13 protein-coding genes are annotated in these 17,226 nt (G+C 67.1%); 10 read left to right on the forward strand and 3 right to left on the reverse strand.

Features of this window, described 5'->3' with window-relative positions; genetic code table 11:
* The 3 genes from HMPREF9336_RS09935 to HMPREF9336_RS09945 form a co-directional block, all read left to right on the forward strand.
* On the forward strand, nt 1-898 hold an 898-nt coding region (locus HMPREF9336_RS09935; RefSeq protein ID WP_040585489.1), incomplete at its 5' end, for a beta-ketoacyl synthase.
* Between the two features lie 4 nt (nt 899-902).
* Nucleotides 903-1,322: a holo-ACP synthase AcpS gene (gene acpS, locus HMPREF9336_RS09940; RefSeq protein WP_007466562.1), complete on the forward strand. Its 420-nt coding sequence runs from the start codon at nt 903-905 to the stop codon at nt 1,320-1,322.
* A gap of 191 nt (nt 1,323-1,513) precedes the next feature.
* A complete protein-coding gene (locus HMPREF9336_RS09945; protein WP_007466564.1) occupies nt 1,514-4,072 on the forward strand; it encodes a molybdopterin-dependent oxidoreductase in 2,559 nt (852 codons plus the stop codon).
* A gap of 98 nt (nt 4,073-4,170) precedes the next feature.
* Here the strand turns inward: HMPREF9336_RS09945 and HMPREF9336_RS09950 are convergent, their stop codons facing one another.
* Nucleotides 4,171-5,436, reverse strand: coding sequence for a TetR/AcrR family transcriptional regulator (locus HMPREF9336_RS09950; protein ID WP_021030453.1), 1,266 nt, complete (start codon nt 5,434-5,436; stop codon nt 4,171-4,173).
* 112 nt (nt 5,437-5,548) lie between these two features.
* Between HMPREF9336_RS09950 and HMPREF9336_RS09955 the strand changes: the two genes are divergently transcribed.
* From HMPREF9336_RS09955 to HMPREF9336_RS09985, 7 genes are all read left to right on the forward strand, one after another.
* Nucleotides 5,549-6,760, forward strand: a complete 1,212-nt coding sequence (locus tag HMPREF9336_RS09955; protein WP_021030454.1) for an acetyl-CoA C-acetyltransferase — start codon at nt 5,549-5,551, stop codon at nt 6,758-6,760.
* An 18-nt stretch (nt 6,761-6,778) separates the two neighbouring features.
* A complete protein-coding gene (locus HMPREF9336_RS09960; protein ID WP_007466567.1) occupies nt 6,779-8,944 on the forward strand; it encodes a 3-hydroxyacyl-CoA dehydrogenase NAD-binding domain-containing protein in 2,166 nt (721 codons plus the stop codon).
* A gap of 183 nt (nt 8,945-9,127) precedes the next feature.
* Nucleotides 9,128-9,949 carry a L,D-transpeptidase gene (locus HMPREF9336_RS09965; RefSeq protein ID WP_051357329.1) on the forward strand — a complete coding sequence of 274 codons (822 nt, stop codon included), beginning with the start codon at nt 9,128-9,130 and terminating at the stop codon, nt 9,947-9,949.
* A 96-nt stretch (nt 9,950-10,045) separates the two neighbouring features.
* The gene (locus HMPREF9336_RS09970; RefSeq protein ID WP_084206668.1) at nt 10,046-11,365 is read left to right on the forward strand and encodes a phthiocerol/phthiodiolone dimycocerosyl transferase family protein; all 1,320 of its coding nucleotides are present in this window, start codon (nt 10,046-10,048) and stop codon (nt 11,363-11,365) included.
* 52 nt (nt 11,366-11,417) lie between these two features.
* A complete protein-coding gene (locus HMPREF9336_RS09975) occupies nt 11,418-12,773 on the forward strand; it encodes a phthiocerol/phthiodiolone dimycocerosyl transferase family protein (protein WP_021030456.1) in 1,356 nt (451 codons plus the stop codon).
* 174 nt (nt 12,774-12,947) lie between these two features.
* Nucleotides 12,948-13,367: an MmpS family transport accessory protein gene (locus HMPREF9336_RS09980; protein WP_007466575.1), complete on the forward strand. Its 420-nt coding sequence runs from the start codon at nt 12,948-12,950 to the stop codon at nt 13,365-13,367.
* Nucleotides 13,364-16,210, forward strand: a complete 2,847-nt coding sequence (locus tag HMPREF9336_RS09985; RefSeq protein ID WP_007466577.1) for an MMPL/RND family transporter — start codon at nt 13,364-13,366, stop codon at nt 16,208-16,210. The genes HMPREF9336_RS09980 and HMPREF9336_RS09985 overlap by 4 nt, the downstream gene beginning before the upstream one ends.
* 73 nt (nt 16,211-16,283) lie before the next feature.
* On the opposite strand, the gene HMPREF9336_RS09990 is transcribed toward HMPREF9336_RS09985, so the two are convergent.
* Nucleotides 16,284-16,787 (reverse strand): DUF5078 domain-containing protein, encoded by a 504-nt coding sequence (locus HMPREF9336_RS09990; protein ID WP_007466578.1) that lies wholly within the window; start codon nt 16,785-16,787, stop codon nt 16,284-16,286.
* 82 nt (nt 16,788-16,869) lie between these two features.
* Nucleotides 16,870-17,175 (reverse strand): hypothetical protein, encoded by a 306-nt coding sequence (locus HMPREF9336_RS09995; RefSeq protein ID WP_007466580.1) that lies wholly within the window; start codon nt 17,173-17,175, stop codon nt 16,870-16,872.
* Nucleotides 17,176-17,226 lie beyond the last annotated feature (51 nt).

A 17,226-nucleotide genomic window follows, 5' to 3' on the forward strand; every position in this document is an offset into this window, starting at 1 on the left:
CGTGAGCCCCAAGCGGGCTTCGCGGCCCGGCGACCGGCGGCGGGCGGGGTTCGTGGACTCCCAGGGCGGCGGGACGATCCTGCTCGCCAGGGGCGACGTCGCGGCCCAGCTGGGCCTGCCGGTCCTGGGCGTGGTCGGCTACGCGCAGTCCTTCGGCGACGGCGTGCACACCTCCATCCCCGCCCCCGGCGTCGGCGCCCTCGCGGCGGGCCTGGGCGGGCGGGACTCGCAGTTCGCCCGTGCGCTCGCGAAGTTCGGGCTCGCCGCGGACGACGTCGCGGTGGTGTCCAAACACGACACCTCCACCCTCGCCAACGACCCGAACGAGGCCAACCTGCACGAGAAACTCGCGGCGGCGATCGGCCGAAGCCAGAGGGCCCCGCTCTTCGTGATCTCGCAGAAGAGCCTCACCGGGCACTCCAAAGGCGGCGCGGCGGCGTTCCAGACCATCGGCCTCTGCCAAGTCCTCGCCTCCGGGCAGATCCCGGCCAACCGCAGCCTGGACTGCGTGGACGACGCCATGGCCGAGCACGAGCACCTGGTCTGGCTCAAAGAGCCCCTCGCCTTCGACGGGAGCTTCCCCCTCAAAGCCGGCGTGGTCACCTCCCTCGGCTTCGGCCACGTCTCCGGCATGATCCTCGTCGTGCACCCCGCCGCGTTCCTCGCCGCGCTATCCGACGAAGGACAGCGGCAGGCGTACGCCGAGCGGGCCAGGGCAAGGCGCGTCGCCGGCCAGCGGCGCCTGCAAGAGGCCATGTGCGGCGGCGAGGCAGCCTACGCCCGACCGACAGACCGGCGCCTCGAGGGCGAAGGCTACGAGGCTGAGAACGCTTCGGAGTCGAAGCTGCTCCTCGATCCCGCCTACCGGTTGGCTCCGTCCGGCCACTACGAAGCGTAGCGGCGTGGCGATCCTCGGGATCGGCGTGGACGTGGTCGTCGTGTCCGCGTTCGCGGAGCAGCTGGCCCAGCCGGGCACGGTCATGTTGCGCAACTTCACGCCGGGGGAGCGCAACGACGTGGACCGCCGCCAGGACCCGGCCCGTCATTACGCGGGCCGGTGGGCGGTGAAAGAGGCGGTGGTGAAGGCATGGTCGGTGAGCAGGTTCGGCCGTTCGCCGAAGGAGCCGAACCTCTCGCCGCGCGAGGTCGAGGTGGTCACCGACGCCTGGGGCCGCCCTTCGGTTCGCCTCGGCTCGGTGCTCGCCGGGCATCTCGGGGAAGTCCGGGTCCATGTCTCGCTCAGCCACGACGGCGATATCGCCGTGGCCATGGCGGTCTTGGAGTTGGATCCGGCCCCGGTCGAGACCTCTGCGAGCCAGTGACCTGGTGAGAGCGCCGAGAGGGGCGTCCTGCGACAACAGCCGTCGCAGGACGCCCCTCTTGCCGTTCCCGCGAGCTGCGCCTCCTGCCCGTCGGAGTTTTCGCGCCGCAGCTTCTTCTGCCTGGAGGATGCGCCCGATAATGTTCTAAAAACTATATGGCGTAAATCATATACTATGTGTTATGGTGGGTCATGGACATCGCGAACAGCAGCTCAACGCCGCAAGGCGCAACTGTCACCCGTTCCCGCCGCACCATTCCGCTGACGACGAAAACCTCCGCCTGCATCCTGTGCGAGTGCAACTGCGGGATCAAGATCGACCTCGACGGCCGTCGGTTCGCCACCATCCGGGGCGATAAGGAGCATCCGGGATCGCAGGGATACACCTGCGAGAAAGCCATGCGCCTGGACTATTACCAAAACGACGCGGCGCGGCTGACCTCCCCGCTCAAGCGCACTCCGGAGGGGGAATACGTCCCGATCGGCTGGGACCAGGCGCTCGACGAGATCGCGGCGAAGCTCGCCGAGATCAAGGAGCGCCACGGTCCCGGCAAGCTGCTGGCCTACGCCAGCGGCCAGGGCGACCATATGGGGCTCGCGGGCGTCGCCTCGGTCATGGGCTACATGGAGTCCCCGTTCGCGTCCACCGCCCTCGCGCAGGAGAAGGCCGGCGAGGTCTGGGTGGACACCCAGATGTACGGAACACACACGAAGGGCAATTTCGAGCACGCGCAGGTGCTGTTCTTCCTAGGGAAGAACCCGTGGCAGACGCATAGTTTCCCGAAGGCGAGGCCGGTGCTGCGGGAGGCGGCCCGCGACCCCGAACGCACGCTCATCGTCGTCGACCCCCGCCTGTCCGAGAGCGCCGAGATCGCCGACATCCACTTGCGGGTGAAGCCTGGCCGTGACGCGTGGCTGCTCGCGGCGATGGTGGGCGTCCTTGTCCAGGAGGACTTGGTCGACCACGACTTCCTCGCCAAGCACACGACAGGCAGCGAACGGGTGCTTAAGGCTTTCCGCGACACCCCGGTCGCGGAGTTCGCCGAAATCAGCGGCGTCCCGGAGGAGCTGGTGCGCCGCACAGCGCGGGTCATCGCCGCCGCGGAGAGCGCGTCATTCTACGAAGACCTCGGCGTGCAGCAGTCGGCGCACAGCACGCTCGTCTCCTATCTCGACAAGATGCTGTGGATCCTCACCGGCAATTTCGCCCGCAAAGGCTGCCAGCAGTTGCACTCGTTCATGATCCCGCTCGGCGTGCCGTCGAACGGGAAGTGGTGGCGGCGTAAGAAGAATTCGGCCCCGTTGCCGTACCCGGTGCCGATGTGGGCGTACCGTGCCGTGAAAGTCGCGACGGGGGCGACGAAGCCGTTCGGCAAGCTCGCGGACCGGGCCGTCTCGGCGGCGCTCGCCTCCCCGCGTTTCGCGCCGAGGTTCGAGCGGGCCGCCAAGGCGGCGCTCGACTTGGGGATCGGCCTCGTCCCGAAGGGACTCAGGCTGATCCCGAAGCTGCCCGACGGCTCGTCGCCGGTCACCGGCGCTCGTATTATCAGCGGGCAGATCCCCTGCAACTCGCTCACGGAGGAGATCCTCACCGACCATCCGGACCGGTTCCGAGCGCTGTTCGTCGTGAGCGGCAACCCGGCGCACTCGTTGGCGGAGTCCGCGCGCTGGCGGGCCGCGATGCGGGCGTTGGAGCTCTCGGTGGTGGTCGACGTCGCGTTCACGGAGACGGCCCAGCTGGCGGACTACGTGCTCCCCGCCTCGAGCCAGTTCGAGAAGGCCGAAGCGACGTTCTTCAACTTCGAATTCCCGCAGAACGTCTTCCACCTGCGCAAGCCGGTGCTCGACCCGCTACAGGGCACGCTGACGGAGGCGGAGATCTTCGCCCGGCTCTCCCAGCGTTTCGGGATCTTGGACGAGCCGGCTCTAGAGCGGCTGCGCCGAGCATGGAAGAACGGCCCCAACAGCTATCTGGCCGCCCTCGCGGCGGCGGTCGCGGCCAAACCGTCCCGCGTGGCGATGCTCACCACGATCGTGCATGAGACGATCGGCCAGGACATGGACGAGAGCCTGCGCCCCGCAGCCATCATGTGGTTCGCGTGCATCGCCGCCATGTTCATGAACGGGAAGAGCCTCGCCCGTGCGGGATTCACCGGCAAAGGGCTGGAGCCTGCGACCAAGCTGTACGAGAAGTTGTTGAGCACCGAGACGGGTGTGGTGTTCACCCAGGACGACTGGGGCGACTCGTGGAACTACGTGACGACGCCGGGCAAGAAAATCAGAATGGTGATCGAGCCGCTGCTCCAGGAGGTCGCCACGCTCCAAGACCCGCAACGGCGGTCATGGACGAGCGCCGAATTCCCGCTTGTGCTGATCGCGGGCCATCGGCGCTCCTACACCGCGAACACCATCATCCGCGACCCCGTCTGGCGACGCCGGGGAGGCGACGGCGCGTTGCAGATCAGCAAGGTGGACGCGGCGGCCCTCGGGCTCAGCGACGGCGACCCCGCGCTGCTCACCACGAAAGGCGGATCTGTGGTCGTGACCGTCGAGGTCGGCGACATCATGCTGCCCGGCAACGTGGCCCTGCCGAACGGCATGGGCACCACGCATCCGGGCGTGCTGCGCGAGGGAGCCGCCGGCGTGGGGCCGAATGAGCTGACCAGCATCGAAGACCGGGACCCCATTGCGGGCACTCCGTGGCACAAGCACGTGCCAGCGCGGCTAGAGGCGCTGAGCGCCGCAGGCTGACGGGGCCGGTCGGAGCCACGGCTTCGCTGGTTCTCGGCGAGGTCTTCGCAAACAAAGGCGCTTGCCGCGCTCAGCGCGTGCTGTCGGCACGAGGGCGCTTATCCCGGCGGACGCTGCTGCAGCCCGACCGCGCAGGTCATCAGCGCCGTCATCTCGGCTTCGAGGTTGGGCCGGTCGCGGGTGGCTTTGGTCCGGGCGAGGTCGTTTGCGAGGGTGAGCGCGGCGTAGACGATCACTTTCGCCTCGGCGGGGGACAGCCCCCCGCCCGTTGCCCCCCGGACGGGGGAGGCTTCCCCATTCGCTGGAAGCGCCGCCATCTCGTCCAGCTGCAAAAGGGCGGTGGTCCAACACGTGACATGCGCGCGCAAGAAGTCCCGTGCCTCTTGCCCCGCCGGTCCGGCGAGTTCGACGGTGCCGATGCTCCCTGCCACGACCAGGTCCGGCGAGCTCAAGAGGGCCGAGGTGTGCGCCCGGATCAACGCTGTGAGCCGCTCGGCGGGGCCGCCGTTCTTGAGCAGGGCGAACTCGGCCTCGACCTGGCCGACGAGCCTGCGCACTCCGCGCAGGCAGACGGCGGCGAGCACGGCCTGCTTGTCCGGGAAGTGCCGGTAGACGCTGGGGCCGCTGATGCCGACGGCGGCTCCGAGTTCGTCCACGCCGACGGAGGCGAACCCTCGGGCGAGGAAGAGCTCCGAGGCCGCGCCGAGCAGCTGCTCCCGTCTGCCGCCCACGGGAAGCTCTTCGACGTGGACCGGCGCGAGCGGGCCGTCTCGGCGGACCGGCGGCGGCAGTTGGGCGGAGACGGTCCGGCGCACCACGCCGGCGAGGGCGCTCGCGTGCTTGGTCGAGGAGAGCCTGCCGGGGCGGACGATGGCGCTGGAGACCGCCGAGGCCATCGCGCGGGCCAGCATGCGCGCCTCGTCGGGGCCGAGTTCGGGGCGCAGCATGCGGATGCTGGTGGTCCAACGGTCCAAGAGCGCTCGGGACCGTTCCCGGATCGTCGCCCGCCACTCGGGGCCGAGGTGCAGCACGCCCCAGCGCCAGAGCACGGCGAGGTCCGGGCGCCCGACTGTGACGGAGGTCATCTCGATGACGAACTCGTCGAACGTCAGCTCCGGCGTCGTCACCTCTTCGAGGCTGCGGATCGCGTCGAGCACTGCCTCGCCGAGGATGGCCTGTTTGTCGAGAAAGTGCCGGTAGATCGAGGGAGCGGTGACTCCGGCCGCCGAGGCGATCTGCGCGACGCTGACATTCGGGTAGCCCTTCGCCGCGAAAAGCTCCGACGCGAGTCGGAGCAACTGCGTCTTGCGCCCCGGGGGTCGGGTGGCGCTTCGCGGGGCGGTGTTCGGCATAAGTGAACCCATGTTAGCCTACTTTTCGGCATGTCTGGTAGCACCGATCAGCGGATATAGCGGGACCGGTGAACCGAGGCTAGCATTGTGACCGACACAGTTCACATTAGGAAAGAAGGCTGTTATGCCCGAGCAGGCGTACATCTACGAAGCTCTCCGCACCCCGAGAGGCAAGCAAAAGGGCGGCGCGCTGCACAGCGTGAAGCCGCTCGACCTTGTCGTGGGGCTGTTGCGGGAGCTCAAAGCCCGCCACGGCGGGCTGGATTCTAAGACGATCGACGACGTGATCCTCGGCGTCGTCTCCCCGATCGGCGACCAGGGCGCGGTCATCTCCCGCACCGCCGCGCTGGCCTCGGGCCTCGGCGAGAACGTCCCGGGGACGCAGATCAACCGCTTCTGCGCGTCCGGCCTCGAGGCGGTGAACCTCGCCGCCGCGCGGGTCGCCTCCGGCTGGGACCAGCTGGTCATCGGCGGCGGCGTGGAGTCCATGTCCCGCGTGCCGATGGGCTCGGACGGCGGCGCGCTGTTCTCGGACCCCGCGACGAGCTACGACCTCTACATCGCCCCGCAGGGCATCGGCGCTGACCTGATCGCCACGATCGAGGGCTTCACCCGCGAGGACGTCGACCAGTTCGCGGTCTCCTCGCAGGACAAGGCGGACCGCGCGTGGACCGGAGGTTACTTCGCCAAGTCCGTCGTGCCGGTGAAGGACATCAACGGCGTGACCATCCTCGACCACGACGAGCACCGCCGTCCCGGCACCACCGTCGAGGGCCTCGGCAAGCTCAAGCCCGCCTTCACCACGATCGGCGAGCAGGGCGGCTTCGACGCGGTGGCGCTGCAGAAGTACTACAACGTCGAGCGCATCGACCACGTCCACACCGGCGGGAACTCCTCGGGCATCGTCGACGGAGCCGGGATCGTCCTGGTCGGCAGCGAGGCCGCGGGCAAGCGGGCCGGTCTGACCCCCCGCGCCCGGATCGTCGCCACCGCGCAGGTCGGCTCCGAGCCCACGATCATGCTCACCGGCCCGACTCCGGCCACGAAGAAGGTGTTGGAGAAGGCCGGGCTCACCGTCGACGACATCGACGTCTGGGAGCTCAACGAGGCGTTCGCCTCCGTGGTCCTCAAGTGGATCAAGGATCTGAACATCGACCCGGAGAAGGTCAACGTCAACGGCGGGGCCATCGCGATGGGCCATCCGCTCGGCGCGACCGGCGCGATGATCCTCGGCACCGTTGTGGACGAACTGGAGCGCCGTCAGGCCCGGTACGGCCTTGTCACCCTGTGCATCGGCGGCGGCATGGGCGTCGCGACCATCGTCGAGCGCGTCTGAAAGTAGGAGCCTAAAACAATGTCTGACTACACCAACACCATTCGCTGGGAGCAGGACTCCGACGGGATCGTCACGCTGACGCTCGACGACCCGAACCAGAGCGCGAACACCATGAACCAGGACTTCATCGCGTCCCTCCGGGCCGCCGTGGAGCGCCTGGAGGCCGAGGTCGAGAACATCACGGGCGTGGTGATCGCCTCCGCGAAGAAGACCTTCTTCGCCGGCGGCGACCTCAACGACCTGATCAAGGTGACGCCTACGGACGCCCCGAGGCTCACCGAGGAGACCAACAACATCAAGGCCTCCTTGCGGCGGCTCGAGAAGCTGGGCAAGCCGGTGGTCTCCGCGATCAACGGCGCGGCGCTCGGCGGCGGCCTGGAGATCACCCTCGCCACCCACCGCCGGATCGTCGCCGACGTGAAGGGCGTGCAGCTGGGCCTGCCCGAGGTGAGCTTGGGCCTGCTCCCCGGCGCGGGCGGCGTCGTGCGGACGGTGCGTCTGCTCGGCATCCAGAGCGCGCTGATGGGCGTCCTGCTCCAGGGCCCGAGGCTGAACCCGGCCAAGGCAAAGGATCTCGGCCTCGTGCACGAGCTGGTCTCCACGGTCGAGGAGCTCGTCCCCGCCGCGAAGGCGTGGATCAAGGCGAACCCCGAGGGCGGCGTGCAGCCGTGGGACCAGCAGGGCTACAAGATCCCCGGCGGCAGCCCGTCGACCCCGTCGTTCGCCCAGTTCGCCCCCGCGATCCCGGCGAACCTGCGCAAGCAGACCCATGGGGCCCCGATGCCCGCGCCGCGCGCGATCGTCGCGGCCGCCATCGAAGGCGCCCAAGTGGACGTCGACAACGCCTTCCTGATCGAGACCCGTTACTTCGTCTCCTTGGCCGTCGGCCAGGTCGCGAAGAACATGACCAAGGCGTTCTTCTTCGACTTGCAGCACATCAACGCGGGCGGCAGCCGCCCGCAGGGCCAGCCGAAGAGCACTCCGACCAAGGTCGGCGTGCTCGGGGCCGGGATGATGGGAGCCGGGATCGCGTACGTGACGGCCAAGGCCGGGATCGACGTCGTGCTCAAGGATGTGACCATCGAGGCCGCGCAGAAGGGCAAGGCGTACTCCGAGAAGCTCGAGGCGAAGGCGCTCTCCCGAGGCAAGACCACCCAGGAGAAGTCCGACGCGCTCCTCGCCCGGATCACGCCGACCGCCGACCCCGCCGACTTCGCGGGCGTCGATTTCGTCATCGAGGCGGTCTTCGAGAGCGTCGAGCTCAAGCACAAGGTGTTCCAGGAGATCCAGGACGTGGTGACTCCGGACGCGCTGCTCGGCTCGAACACTTCGACCCTGCCGATCACGATCCTCGCCGAGGGCGTCAAGCGCCAAGAGGACTTCATCGGGATCCACTTCTTCTCCCCGGTGGACAAGATGCCGCTGGTCGAGATCATCCGGGGCAAGAACACCTCGGACGCGGCCCTCGCGAAGGTCTTCGACTACACCCTCGCGATCAAGAAGACCCCGATCGTGGTCAACGACTCCCGAGGCTTCTTCACCAGCCGGGTGATCGGCACCTTCACCACCGAGGCGCTGCTCGCCCTGGCGGAGGGCGTCGAGCCCGTCGCCCTGGAGCAGGCCGGCCTGCAGGCGGGTTACCCGGTCGGTCCGTTGCAGCTGCTCGACGAGCTGACGCTGACCCTGCCGCTGAAGATCGCGAAGGAGACCAAAGCGGGCATCGAGGCCGCTGGCGGCTCCTTCGCGGCCCACGACGAGAAGATGATCGAGATCGTCGCCAAGCTCGTCGAGGAGCACGGCCGCAAGGGCCGTTCCTCCGGAGCCGGGTTCTACGACTACGACGCCGAGGGCAAGCGCGGATCCCTGTGGTCCGGCCTGCGCGAGGCGTTCAACTCGGGCAGCGCGACGATCCCGCTCAAGGACATCCAGGAGCGGTACCTGTTCGCCGAGGCGCTTGAGACGGTCAAGTGCTTCGACGAGGGCGTGCTCACCTCGATCCCGGACGCGAACATCGGCTCGATCTTCGGCATCGGCTTCCCGGCGTGGACCGGCGGCGTGTCGCAGTACATCGAGGGCTACGAGGGCGGCGTCGCCGGCTTCGTCGCGCGGGCGCAGGAGCTGGCTGCGGCGTACGGGGAGCGTTTCACGCCCCCCGCCTCGCTGCTCGCGCGGGCTTCGAGCTAAACGAGCGACGACAGTGGGCCGGCTCGCGACGCGAGCCGGCCCACTGTCGTCGCTGCCCTCGGCGAGGGCGGCCTGCTTTTCGGCTTCTGGCAGTGACGCACAGGACGTGCTGAAACCCCCTGCTTCGCCGCCTGCTCGGGTATGATCGTACGCATGCGTATCCGCCTGCCACGACGCTCAGCTGTGCTTTTCGCTGTTCTGCTCCCTGTGATCGCCCCTGGCTCCGCCTTCGCCGAGCCGGGAGACGACGGGGACGAGCCGGAGCGGCCGCCAGAGACCGCCGCGCAGTTCGAGCAGCGCGTGTACGGGGCTCCGAACCTCTCCCCGACGGACGGCGAGGTCGTCGGCATCGCGCAGCCGGTCTTGATCAACTTCTCGAAGCCGGTCGCCGCAGCCGACCAGGGGAAAGTGCAGGAGTCTGTCACGATCACCACGAATCCGCCCCAGCAGGGCGTCTTCTACTGGTTCGGCGACAAGCAGCTCCGCTGGCGCCCGACCCAGTTCTGGACCCCCGGCACCGTGGTCGACGTGCAGGCAGGTCCCACGCACACGCACTACAGCATCGGCGACGCCTTCGTGACGGTGGCGGACGACGCGACGCACCAGGTGACGGTGACCCTCAACGGCAAAGTGGTCAAGACCATGCCGGTGTCCATGGGCATGGACAAATTCCCGACCCCGAACGGGACGTACTACTTGCAGGAGCGTTTGCCGACGGTCGTCATGGACTCCTCGACGTTCGGCATCCCGACCACCGCCGCGCTCGGCTACAAGGTGAACGTCCAATACGCCTCCAGGATGTCTTGGAACGGCATCTACCTGCACGCGGCCCCGTGGTCGGTGGCTTCGCAGGGCAAGGCCGACGTGAGCCACGGATGCCTCAACGTGAGCACGGAGAACGCCAAGTGGTTCATGGAGAACTCGCACCGAGGCGATCCGGTGATCGTGAAAAACACCAAGGGCGGCATCCTGAGCAGGGGCGACGGTCTGGGGGACTGGAACTAATTCCCTAAGCGCAAGCAGCAATTTGACCTCTGCGCGTCATCGACATCACGCCGTTCTAAGGTTGCAGATTGGTCACAATTGTGGGGTAATTAGTGTATGACACAGACCGTGTCGCGGTCGAGCCGCGTGATGACGCCGAGCGAGACGGCGTATCGAGGCAACTGCACGACGATGGTCGGCTCCGTCTACGGGACCGGGAAGGTCGAAGCCGACGCGTTGAGACGTGCGTTCGACGCGCTTCGTGCCGAGCATCCGACGTTGGCGGGCTTCATGGAGCCCGCCGTCGGAGGCTACGAATTGGTCGTCCCCTCGCATCCGGCCCCAGGCGTGGTGCGCGTCCGCGAGGCGAGTCCGGCGCAACCCCCGTCGGGCCGCGAAGCCGTTGTGGACCCAGCGGTCGAGCTCGCCGCCATCGACCTCGCCGCCGAGGCGGGGGAGCCGGAGCGGTTCTGCCTGAGCCTCTGCGTCTACCATGGCGCGTACGACGGGCACGCGATCACGACGGTGCTGATCCCGAGGCTGCTTGAGCAGTACTCGGCAATCGTGCTCACCGGAGAGCCCATCGCGGTCGAGCCGCAGCCGATGCTGGAATCCTGCGAAACGGTGCTCACCCGCCGAGGCGTGCGTCCGACCAACGAGGTCTCCGGTTTCGAGGAAGCGCTGCGCTCGGCCCCGGTCTTCCCGGTGACGGAGGTCCAGAGCGACGAGCGCCCCCGGCAGGTCCGACTGACGTTCAGCGCGGAGGAGACGGCCCGATTGCGCGCCGTCGGCAAAGCGCGGGGCTTCTCGGTCTCCGCCGTGGTCACAGCTGTTGTCATCGACGCGATGCACGAATTCCTCGGCAGGCCGGAGGAACTCGTCGTCCCGGTGCTCTCCGTCGTGGCGATCCGAGACCGGCTCGACCCGCCCGCTCCGGCCACCGAGGGCACCGTGATGCTCGGCACGGGCGGAGCCGTCGTGACGGCGACGGCGACGAGCGACCCGCTCGAGCTCGGCGGCCAAGTCGTCGACCGGCTGGTCCGAGAGCTGCGCGACGGGGTGATCCAGCAGTCGTGCCTGCACCTTCCCCGGCTGCTCGGCGAACTCGCCGCCCCGCCGCCCGAAGCGGGCCCCGCCTCGAAGTTCCTCGTCGGGATCAGCAACGTCGGCGTGGTCTTCGACTACCCGAACCCGCCCGGCCTTGTGATCGAAGACTTCCAGGGGGTCAGCGCGAATCTCGCCGCGCAGGACTTCGGCCGTCCGGAGCTGGGCGTGGCGACCAAGCACAACTACTGGTTCATGGCATTGACGTACGGCGGCCGCCTGTCGCTGGCGTTCAAGGTCCGCGAAGCCGGTTCCGCCCCCGACCACGAGCTTCCGCTGGTTCGCGCTTTGCGCTCGGCGGCAGATCGGATCCTCGGCTCTGCCGAGGACTGATCCGGAACAGTATTCCAACACAGAGAGCGAAGGAACATTGAACAAGACCGCGATGGAGTCGGACCACCAGTTGGACGCTCGCCGCCCACTGTCTCGGTCCGAGCTCGGATGGGCCGCTCTGCGTTACTACTTCTCCGGAGTCCTCAGCGGCGAGGGGGCGCTCGACGAGGAAATCATGCGGCAGGCGTTGGCGGCGCTGACGGCGAAGTACCCGTTCCTCGGGGCGCAAGTCGTCCTCGGCGACCAGGGATTCGAGTTCGTGCTGCCAGCGGGTAACGCGGAGCCGGTCTTCACTTTCGAGAAGGGGGACGTCGACGCGCCGATCAGCCCGGAGCAAGGCTCGCTTCCCGATGGGAAGGTCGCGGGCGTTCGGGTGATCTCCGACGGGGACCGGTTCAAGATAGTGTTCATCGGCCACCACGCGGGCGCGGACGCCCGGCTGGTCATGCAGTACGGCTTCGAGCTCTTCGCCTACTACACCGGTCTGTCGCTGGGCAGCGGATTCGAAGGCGGCTCGTTCCACGGCCTGCCCTCGTCCCCCGAGCTCGTGCTCGAAGAGTACGGCGTGCCAGCGCTTGATCCGTCGGAGTATTTCCGGCGCAGCTACGGGGAGCAGGTCGCGGAGCAGATCCTCAGCAACCCCGCAGAGCCGAAGCAGCCACCGGCTCCTGCCGTCGAGGACTCGAACGCGGAGGATTCCGGCTCCCCTCGGCTCGTCTCGTCGAGCTTGCATCTGAGCGAGGAGCAGACCCGTGCGGTGAAAGACGCGGCGAAGCGCGCGGGCGTGACTGTGCACGCCGTGGTGTGCGCCGCGGCGGTGCTCGCCGAATTCCTGCTGGACGAGAGCAGCGCGCGGCGTTTCGTCGTGCTGCGCACCGCCGTGGACGCACGGGGCCGGACCGTCCCGCCGATCGGGAATCCGGCTTCGGTGACGAATTTCGCCGGGGCGAGCATCGCCCTGTTCGCCGCGCGGCGCGACGACGATCCGACCGTCTGGGCCGAGCACGTCCTCAAACAGGTGAACTCCGACACGGAGCACGGCATGGTGCCGGTGTCCGTCCGGCTGTTGCCGGAACTGCTGGGGACGTTGCAGCGCATGCGGCTGGAAGACGGGTCCGAATTGTGCAGGATCTCGATCAGCAACGTCGGGGTCATGCCGACGTTGCCCGCGCCGGAGGGGCTGCGGCTCACGACGCTGGACGCGCACATGGAAGCGGACCCGATCCCGGGGTTGATCCCCCGGTCCGGACGGACCTCCGGGAGCGAGCGCAACTACGGCGTGATGACGTACGCGGGCAGGCTGCGCATGAGACTCTTCCTCCTCGACCGCCCGCAGAGCGAGGTGGACCAGGTGATCGAGGCGCTCGGCCGCGCGTTCGCAATCGTGTCGGGCGCCGTTGAGCGATGAAGTATTCTTCCGATGTCCAGCTCTTTACTACTTTGGCCGTGCTGCGCGGGAACTGCTGAGAGCAGGTCTGGACGCCGGGCGCGGTGAAGTAAGGTTATGCGTAGCTGATACCGGGAGTATGAGGATTGGAGCCGAGTGTCGGGAACGAGGAAGCAGGGGCTTGTCGGCTTGCTGATGCGAAAATTGTGGATCCCTGCGGTCATCGCGCTCGTCCTCGTGGTCGCCGGGACTGTGGACATGCGGCTCCACGGAGTGTTCGGATCGGACAACAAGTACGCCAACGGGGGACCGCCGTTAGAGGAGCCGAGGAACCTGCACCCCAAACACCTTCGATATGAGATTTTCGGCCCGGCGGGCACGACGGCCAGCATCAACTACATAGACGAGAACGCCAACGCCCAGAACGTCCGCGTGAGCACGCTGCCGTGGTCGATCGAATTCACGATGAACGAGCTCACGTCCGCGCTGAACGTCATGGCGCAGGGGGACAGCGACTATCTCGGCTGCCGGATCACGATCAACGACGAGCTGAAAGACGAGTACGTGACGCGCATGCCTTTCGCGCAGACTTATTGTGAGGTGCGGTCCGCATGAGTGGCGCACACGCCGAGAGGTCTTTGTACGCGCGGTTGATGCGCGCCCTTTGGCCGTTGGTCCTGTTGTTCTGGGCCGCGCTGATCGTCGCTGCGAACATCGCGGCTCCGTCTCTTGAGGAGGTGGGCAAAGAGCGCGCGGTCTCCTTGTCGGCAAGCCAAGCCCCGGCGCTGATCGCGGCGAATCACATTGGCAAGACGTTCCACGAGTCCACCTCGGACAGCGCGGTCATGATCCTCATCGAGTCCGACAAACCGTTCCAGCTCGGCGACGCCGCGCACAAGTATTACGACGATGTGCTGCGCGAGTTGCGCAAAGACACGAAGCACGTCCAGAACATCCGAGACTTCTGGAGCGATCCGCTGATGGCGGAGGGCGTGCAAAGCGACGACAACAAAGCCACGTACGTCCAGGTGGTGCTCGCGGGGAACCAGGGCGAGGCGCTTGCGAACGAGTCGGTCGAGGCGGTGCGGCACGTCTTGGAGAACACCCCGCATCCTGACGGGGTGCGAGGCTTCCTCACCGGGGGAGCCGCGCTCGCCCAAGAGGGGCAGGAATCCGCGAACGCGAGCGCCAAGAATGTCAATATCGCCACTGCCGTGGTGCTTGTCCTCATTCTGATCGTCACGTACCGGTCGTTGGTCGTCCTCGGGCTGCTGTTCGTCATGGTCGGGTTCACCTTCAAGGCGGCCCAGGGCGCGGTCGCATGTCTTGGGCACTATGGTCTGATCGGGCTTTCGGCCACCGCGACGGCGATGGTCACGGCGCTCACCGTCGCGGTCGGAACGGATTACGCGATCTTCCTCATCGGGCGGTATCAGACGGCGCGCAGAGCGGGAGAAGACCGAGAGCGCTCCTACTACACGATGATCCGAAGCGTCGCCCATGTGATCCTCGGCTCGGGCCTGACCGTCGCGGGCTCGCTCTACTGCCTCAACTTCGCGCGCCTCCCTGTGTTCAAAACAATCGCCGTTCCCAGCGCGGTCGCGGTGCTCGTCGCCATCGCGGTCTCCCTGACAGTCGGGCCCGCCGTGGTCGCGGCTGGCAGCCGTTTCGGAGCGTTCGAGCCCAAGGGGCAGGCCAACACCAGGGGATGGCGGCGGATCGGCACCGTCGTGGTCCGTTGGCCGATTCCGGTCCTGGTCGCGTCGTGCTCGATCGCTCTGGTCGGCCTCCTCGCGCTGGCCAACTACCGGCCCAGCTACGACGACCGCAGCTACCTGCCGCAGAACACCCCGGCCAACACGGCCTACAAAATCGCAGACAAGCATTTCTCCATCAGCCGGATGAGCCCCGAGACGCTCATGGTCGAGACGAACCACGACATGCGCAACCCCGCCGACATGCTCGTGCTTGAGAAGATCGCCAAGTCGGTGTACCACCTCTCGGGCATCGCGCGCACGCAGGGCATCACTCGGCCCGGCGGGACCACGCCGATGGCGCACACCTCCATGCCGTACGGCATGGACATGCAGAACACGACGTCGGTCGAGAGCCTCGACTACCAGAAGGCGCGCTTGGCGGACTCGAAGAAAATGCTCGGCATGATGGACTTCCAGATCGCGAACATGGAGGCCATGTACGAGATCCAGAAGAAGATGGCCGCCATCTCCCACGAGATGGCCACCAAAGACATGCCCGACACGTTGGTGACGATGAAGGACATGGAAGACAAGATGTCCGTCATGGAGGACTACTTGCGGATGACGCGGAACATCTTCCACTGGATCGGGAGCGACTGTTACGACTGGTCGTGGTGTTGGGCGCTGCGCAACTCCATGGACGCGATGGACGGCTTGTCCACCTCGATCGACCAGTTCGAGGTCTCCTTCGAAAAGACGAAGCAGATGGACGTGCTCACGAAGCAGATGCTCGAGATGACGCCGCCGATGATCGCGATGATGAAAACGCAGCGGCTGCTCACCCAGGCCCAGTACAGCACGCAGTTCGGGCAGCTGCGACAGCGAGAGCTCTCGTTGGAGCACGCGGGCGTGATGGGGAAGGCGTTCGACACCGCCCATAACGACGACTCCTTCTACATCGGGCCGGAGACCTTCGAGAACTCGGATTTCAAGAAAGCGCTCGAGAACTTCCTCTCCCCGGATGGAAAAGCCGCCCGTTTCTATATCACGCACGACGGGGATCCGATGTCGGCAGAGGGGATGGCCCGCGTGCCCCTCATCCTGTCCACGGCGCACGACGCCGTCAAAGGCACGCCTCTGGAAGGGTCGAAGCTCTTCATCTCCGGCTCGGCGAGCATGGTGAAAGACATGCGGGACGGCACGAAGTACGACTTGATGATCGCCATCGTGTCCTCGTTGAGCCTGATCTTGGTCATCATGCTCATTCTGATGCGGAGCCTGGTCGCGGCGATCGTCATCGTCGGAACGGTGGCCCTCTCGCTCGGGGCCTCCTTCGGGCTGTCTGTGCTCATCTGGCAGGACATCTTGAATATACCGCTGCACTGGTCGGTGCCGGTGGTGTCGATCATCATCATGCTGGCGGTCGGAGCCGACTACAACCTGCTCTTCGTCTCCCGGCTTCGGGAGGAAATGCATGCCGGGCTGAACACGGGGATCATCAGGGCGATGGGAGCGACCGGGAGCATGGAGACTTCCGCCGGCCTCGTGTTCGCCTTCACCATGGGGGCGTTGATCGTCAGCGATCTGTTGACCATCGGCCAGCTCGGAACAGCGATCTGCCTCGGCATCCTGTTCGACTCGTTCGTCGTGCGAGCCTTTATGACCCCGGCCATCGCGGCGTTCCTCGGACGCTGGTTCTGGTGGCCGCAGAACGTCCGGGCGCGGCCGCTGCGCGGCACGGCTCCCGAGGCTGTGAGCTAGCGCGGCAAGAGGAAAGGCCCCCTCCTCGGAGGGGGCCTTTCCTCTTGCCGCTCCTGAGCGGAGCGGTCTCGGCTCACCAATCCCAGGTCGAAGGATCCTCTTTCGGGTACTCCTTGCACTGCTCCGTCATCCTTCTGGCGATGCCGTGGTTGCTGAAGAAGATCTTCGCGTGGTCCGCGAACGCGAGGTCGGTGAGATCGCCGAAGGTGCCGGCGATACGCTCGGAGACATCCCTGCGCGGCCCTCTGACCCCCGGCTCCATCGAGAAAAACGCCTTGGCCCAGATGATCGCTCCCTGTTGGACCTCGGGGCTGTGGACTTTGAACTCCGTCATCCACCGGGCGAACTCACGGGGGTCGGTCTTCTTCACGACGGCGAGCATCTGATCGGGGGTGCAGGTCGTGAGCAGCATGAGCTTTGGTATCGGATACTGATCCGTGGAGTGGAAGTAGCCGTCCGACCAATCGTCGTTCGGGTCTGCCGCCGCGACCTCGCCCTGCGTCAGCCCGCCAGCGCAGGCGAGGAGCAAGGCGAGACCCAAGCGAGAAGAGCGCGCGCGGCGCGAAAGAGCGGACATGTCGCATATTATGCCGCACGGGACTGGAGCCGTCTAGGCGGAACTCCGCTCTTCTTCCTGCGAAAACGCGGCGCGGGACGAGTTAATCGCCGCCGTCGTCGGCCCCGGCCGCGCCGTCGTCGGCCCCGTCGTCGTCACCGCCGCCGTTGCCGTCGTCGGGGGGCCCGTACGCGAACGCGGAATCGGGCACGACGATGCCGCCCGCGTCCACGTAGACGTCGCCGTGCGCGGTGTGGAGGGTGCCGCCGCCCCATGGGCACGCGTAGGCCTTGAAATCGGTCGGGTCGATGTAGATCCCGTGCAGGCACGGCTCGGCCGACGCGGTCGGACACGCGCCGAACACGGTCACACCAGCCGCCGCCGCGAGGAGGAACGAGAACCGGCGCATGCCTTCATGCTATATCAGCCCCGCCGCGAGGCTCCGGGCGGCGGGGGAACG

It is taken from the genome of Segniliparus rugosus ATCC BAA-974 (genome assembly GCF_000185725.2).
GTDB lineage: Bacteria > Actinomycetota > Actinomycetes > Mycobacteriales > Mycobacteriaceae > Segniliparus > Segniliparus rugosus.

What these genes read in the sequence shown, in the direction of transcription:
- HMPREF9336_RS09985 (WP_007466577.1), top strand. Translation starts at nt 13,364, where the DNA reads ATGAGTGGCGCACACGCCGAGAGGTCTTTGTACGCGCGGTTGATGCGC.
- HMPREF9336_RS09975 (WP_021030456.1), top strand. Translation starts at nt 11,418, where the DNA reads ATGGAGTCGGACCACCAGTTGGACGCTCGCCGCCCACTGTCTCGGTCC.
- HMPREF9336_RS09995 (WP_007466580.1), bottom strand. Translation starts at nt 17,175, where the DNA reads ATGCGCCGGTTCTCGTTCCTCCTCGCGGCGGCGGCTGGTGTGACCGTG.
- HMPREF9336_RS09945 (WP_007466564.1), top strand. Translation starts at nt 1,514, where the DNA reads ATGGACATCGCGAACAGCAGCTCAACGCCGCAAGGCGCAACTGTCACC.
- HMPREF9336_RS09980 (WP_007466575.1), top strand. Translation starts at nt 12,948, where the DNA reads ATGCGAAAATTGTGGATCCCTGCGGTCATCGCGCTCGTCCTCGTGGTC.
- HMPREF9336_RS09955 (WP_021030454.1), top strand. Translation starts at nt 5,549, where the DNA reads ATGCCCGAGCAGGCGTACATCTACGAAGCTCTCCGCACCCCGAGAGGC.
- HMPREF9336_RS09960 (WP_007466567.1), top strand. Translation starts at nt 6,779, where the DNA reads ATGTCTGACTACACCAACACCATTCGCTGGGAGCAGGACTCCGACGGG.
- HMPREF9336_RS09950 (WP_021030453.1), bottom strand. Translation starts at nt 5,436, where the DNA reads ATGGGTTCACTTATGCCGAACACCGCCCCGCGAAGCGCCACCCGACCC.
- HMPREF9336_RS09970 (WP_084206668.1), top strand. Translation starts at nt 10,046, where the DNA reads ATGACACAGACCGTGTCGCGGTCGAGCCGCGTGATGACGCCGAGCGAG.
- HMPREF9336_RS09990 (WP_007466578.1), bottom strand. Translation starts at nt 16,787, where the DNA reads ATGTCCGCTCTTTCGCGCCGCGCGCGCTCTTCTCGCTTGGGTCTCGCC.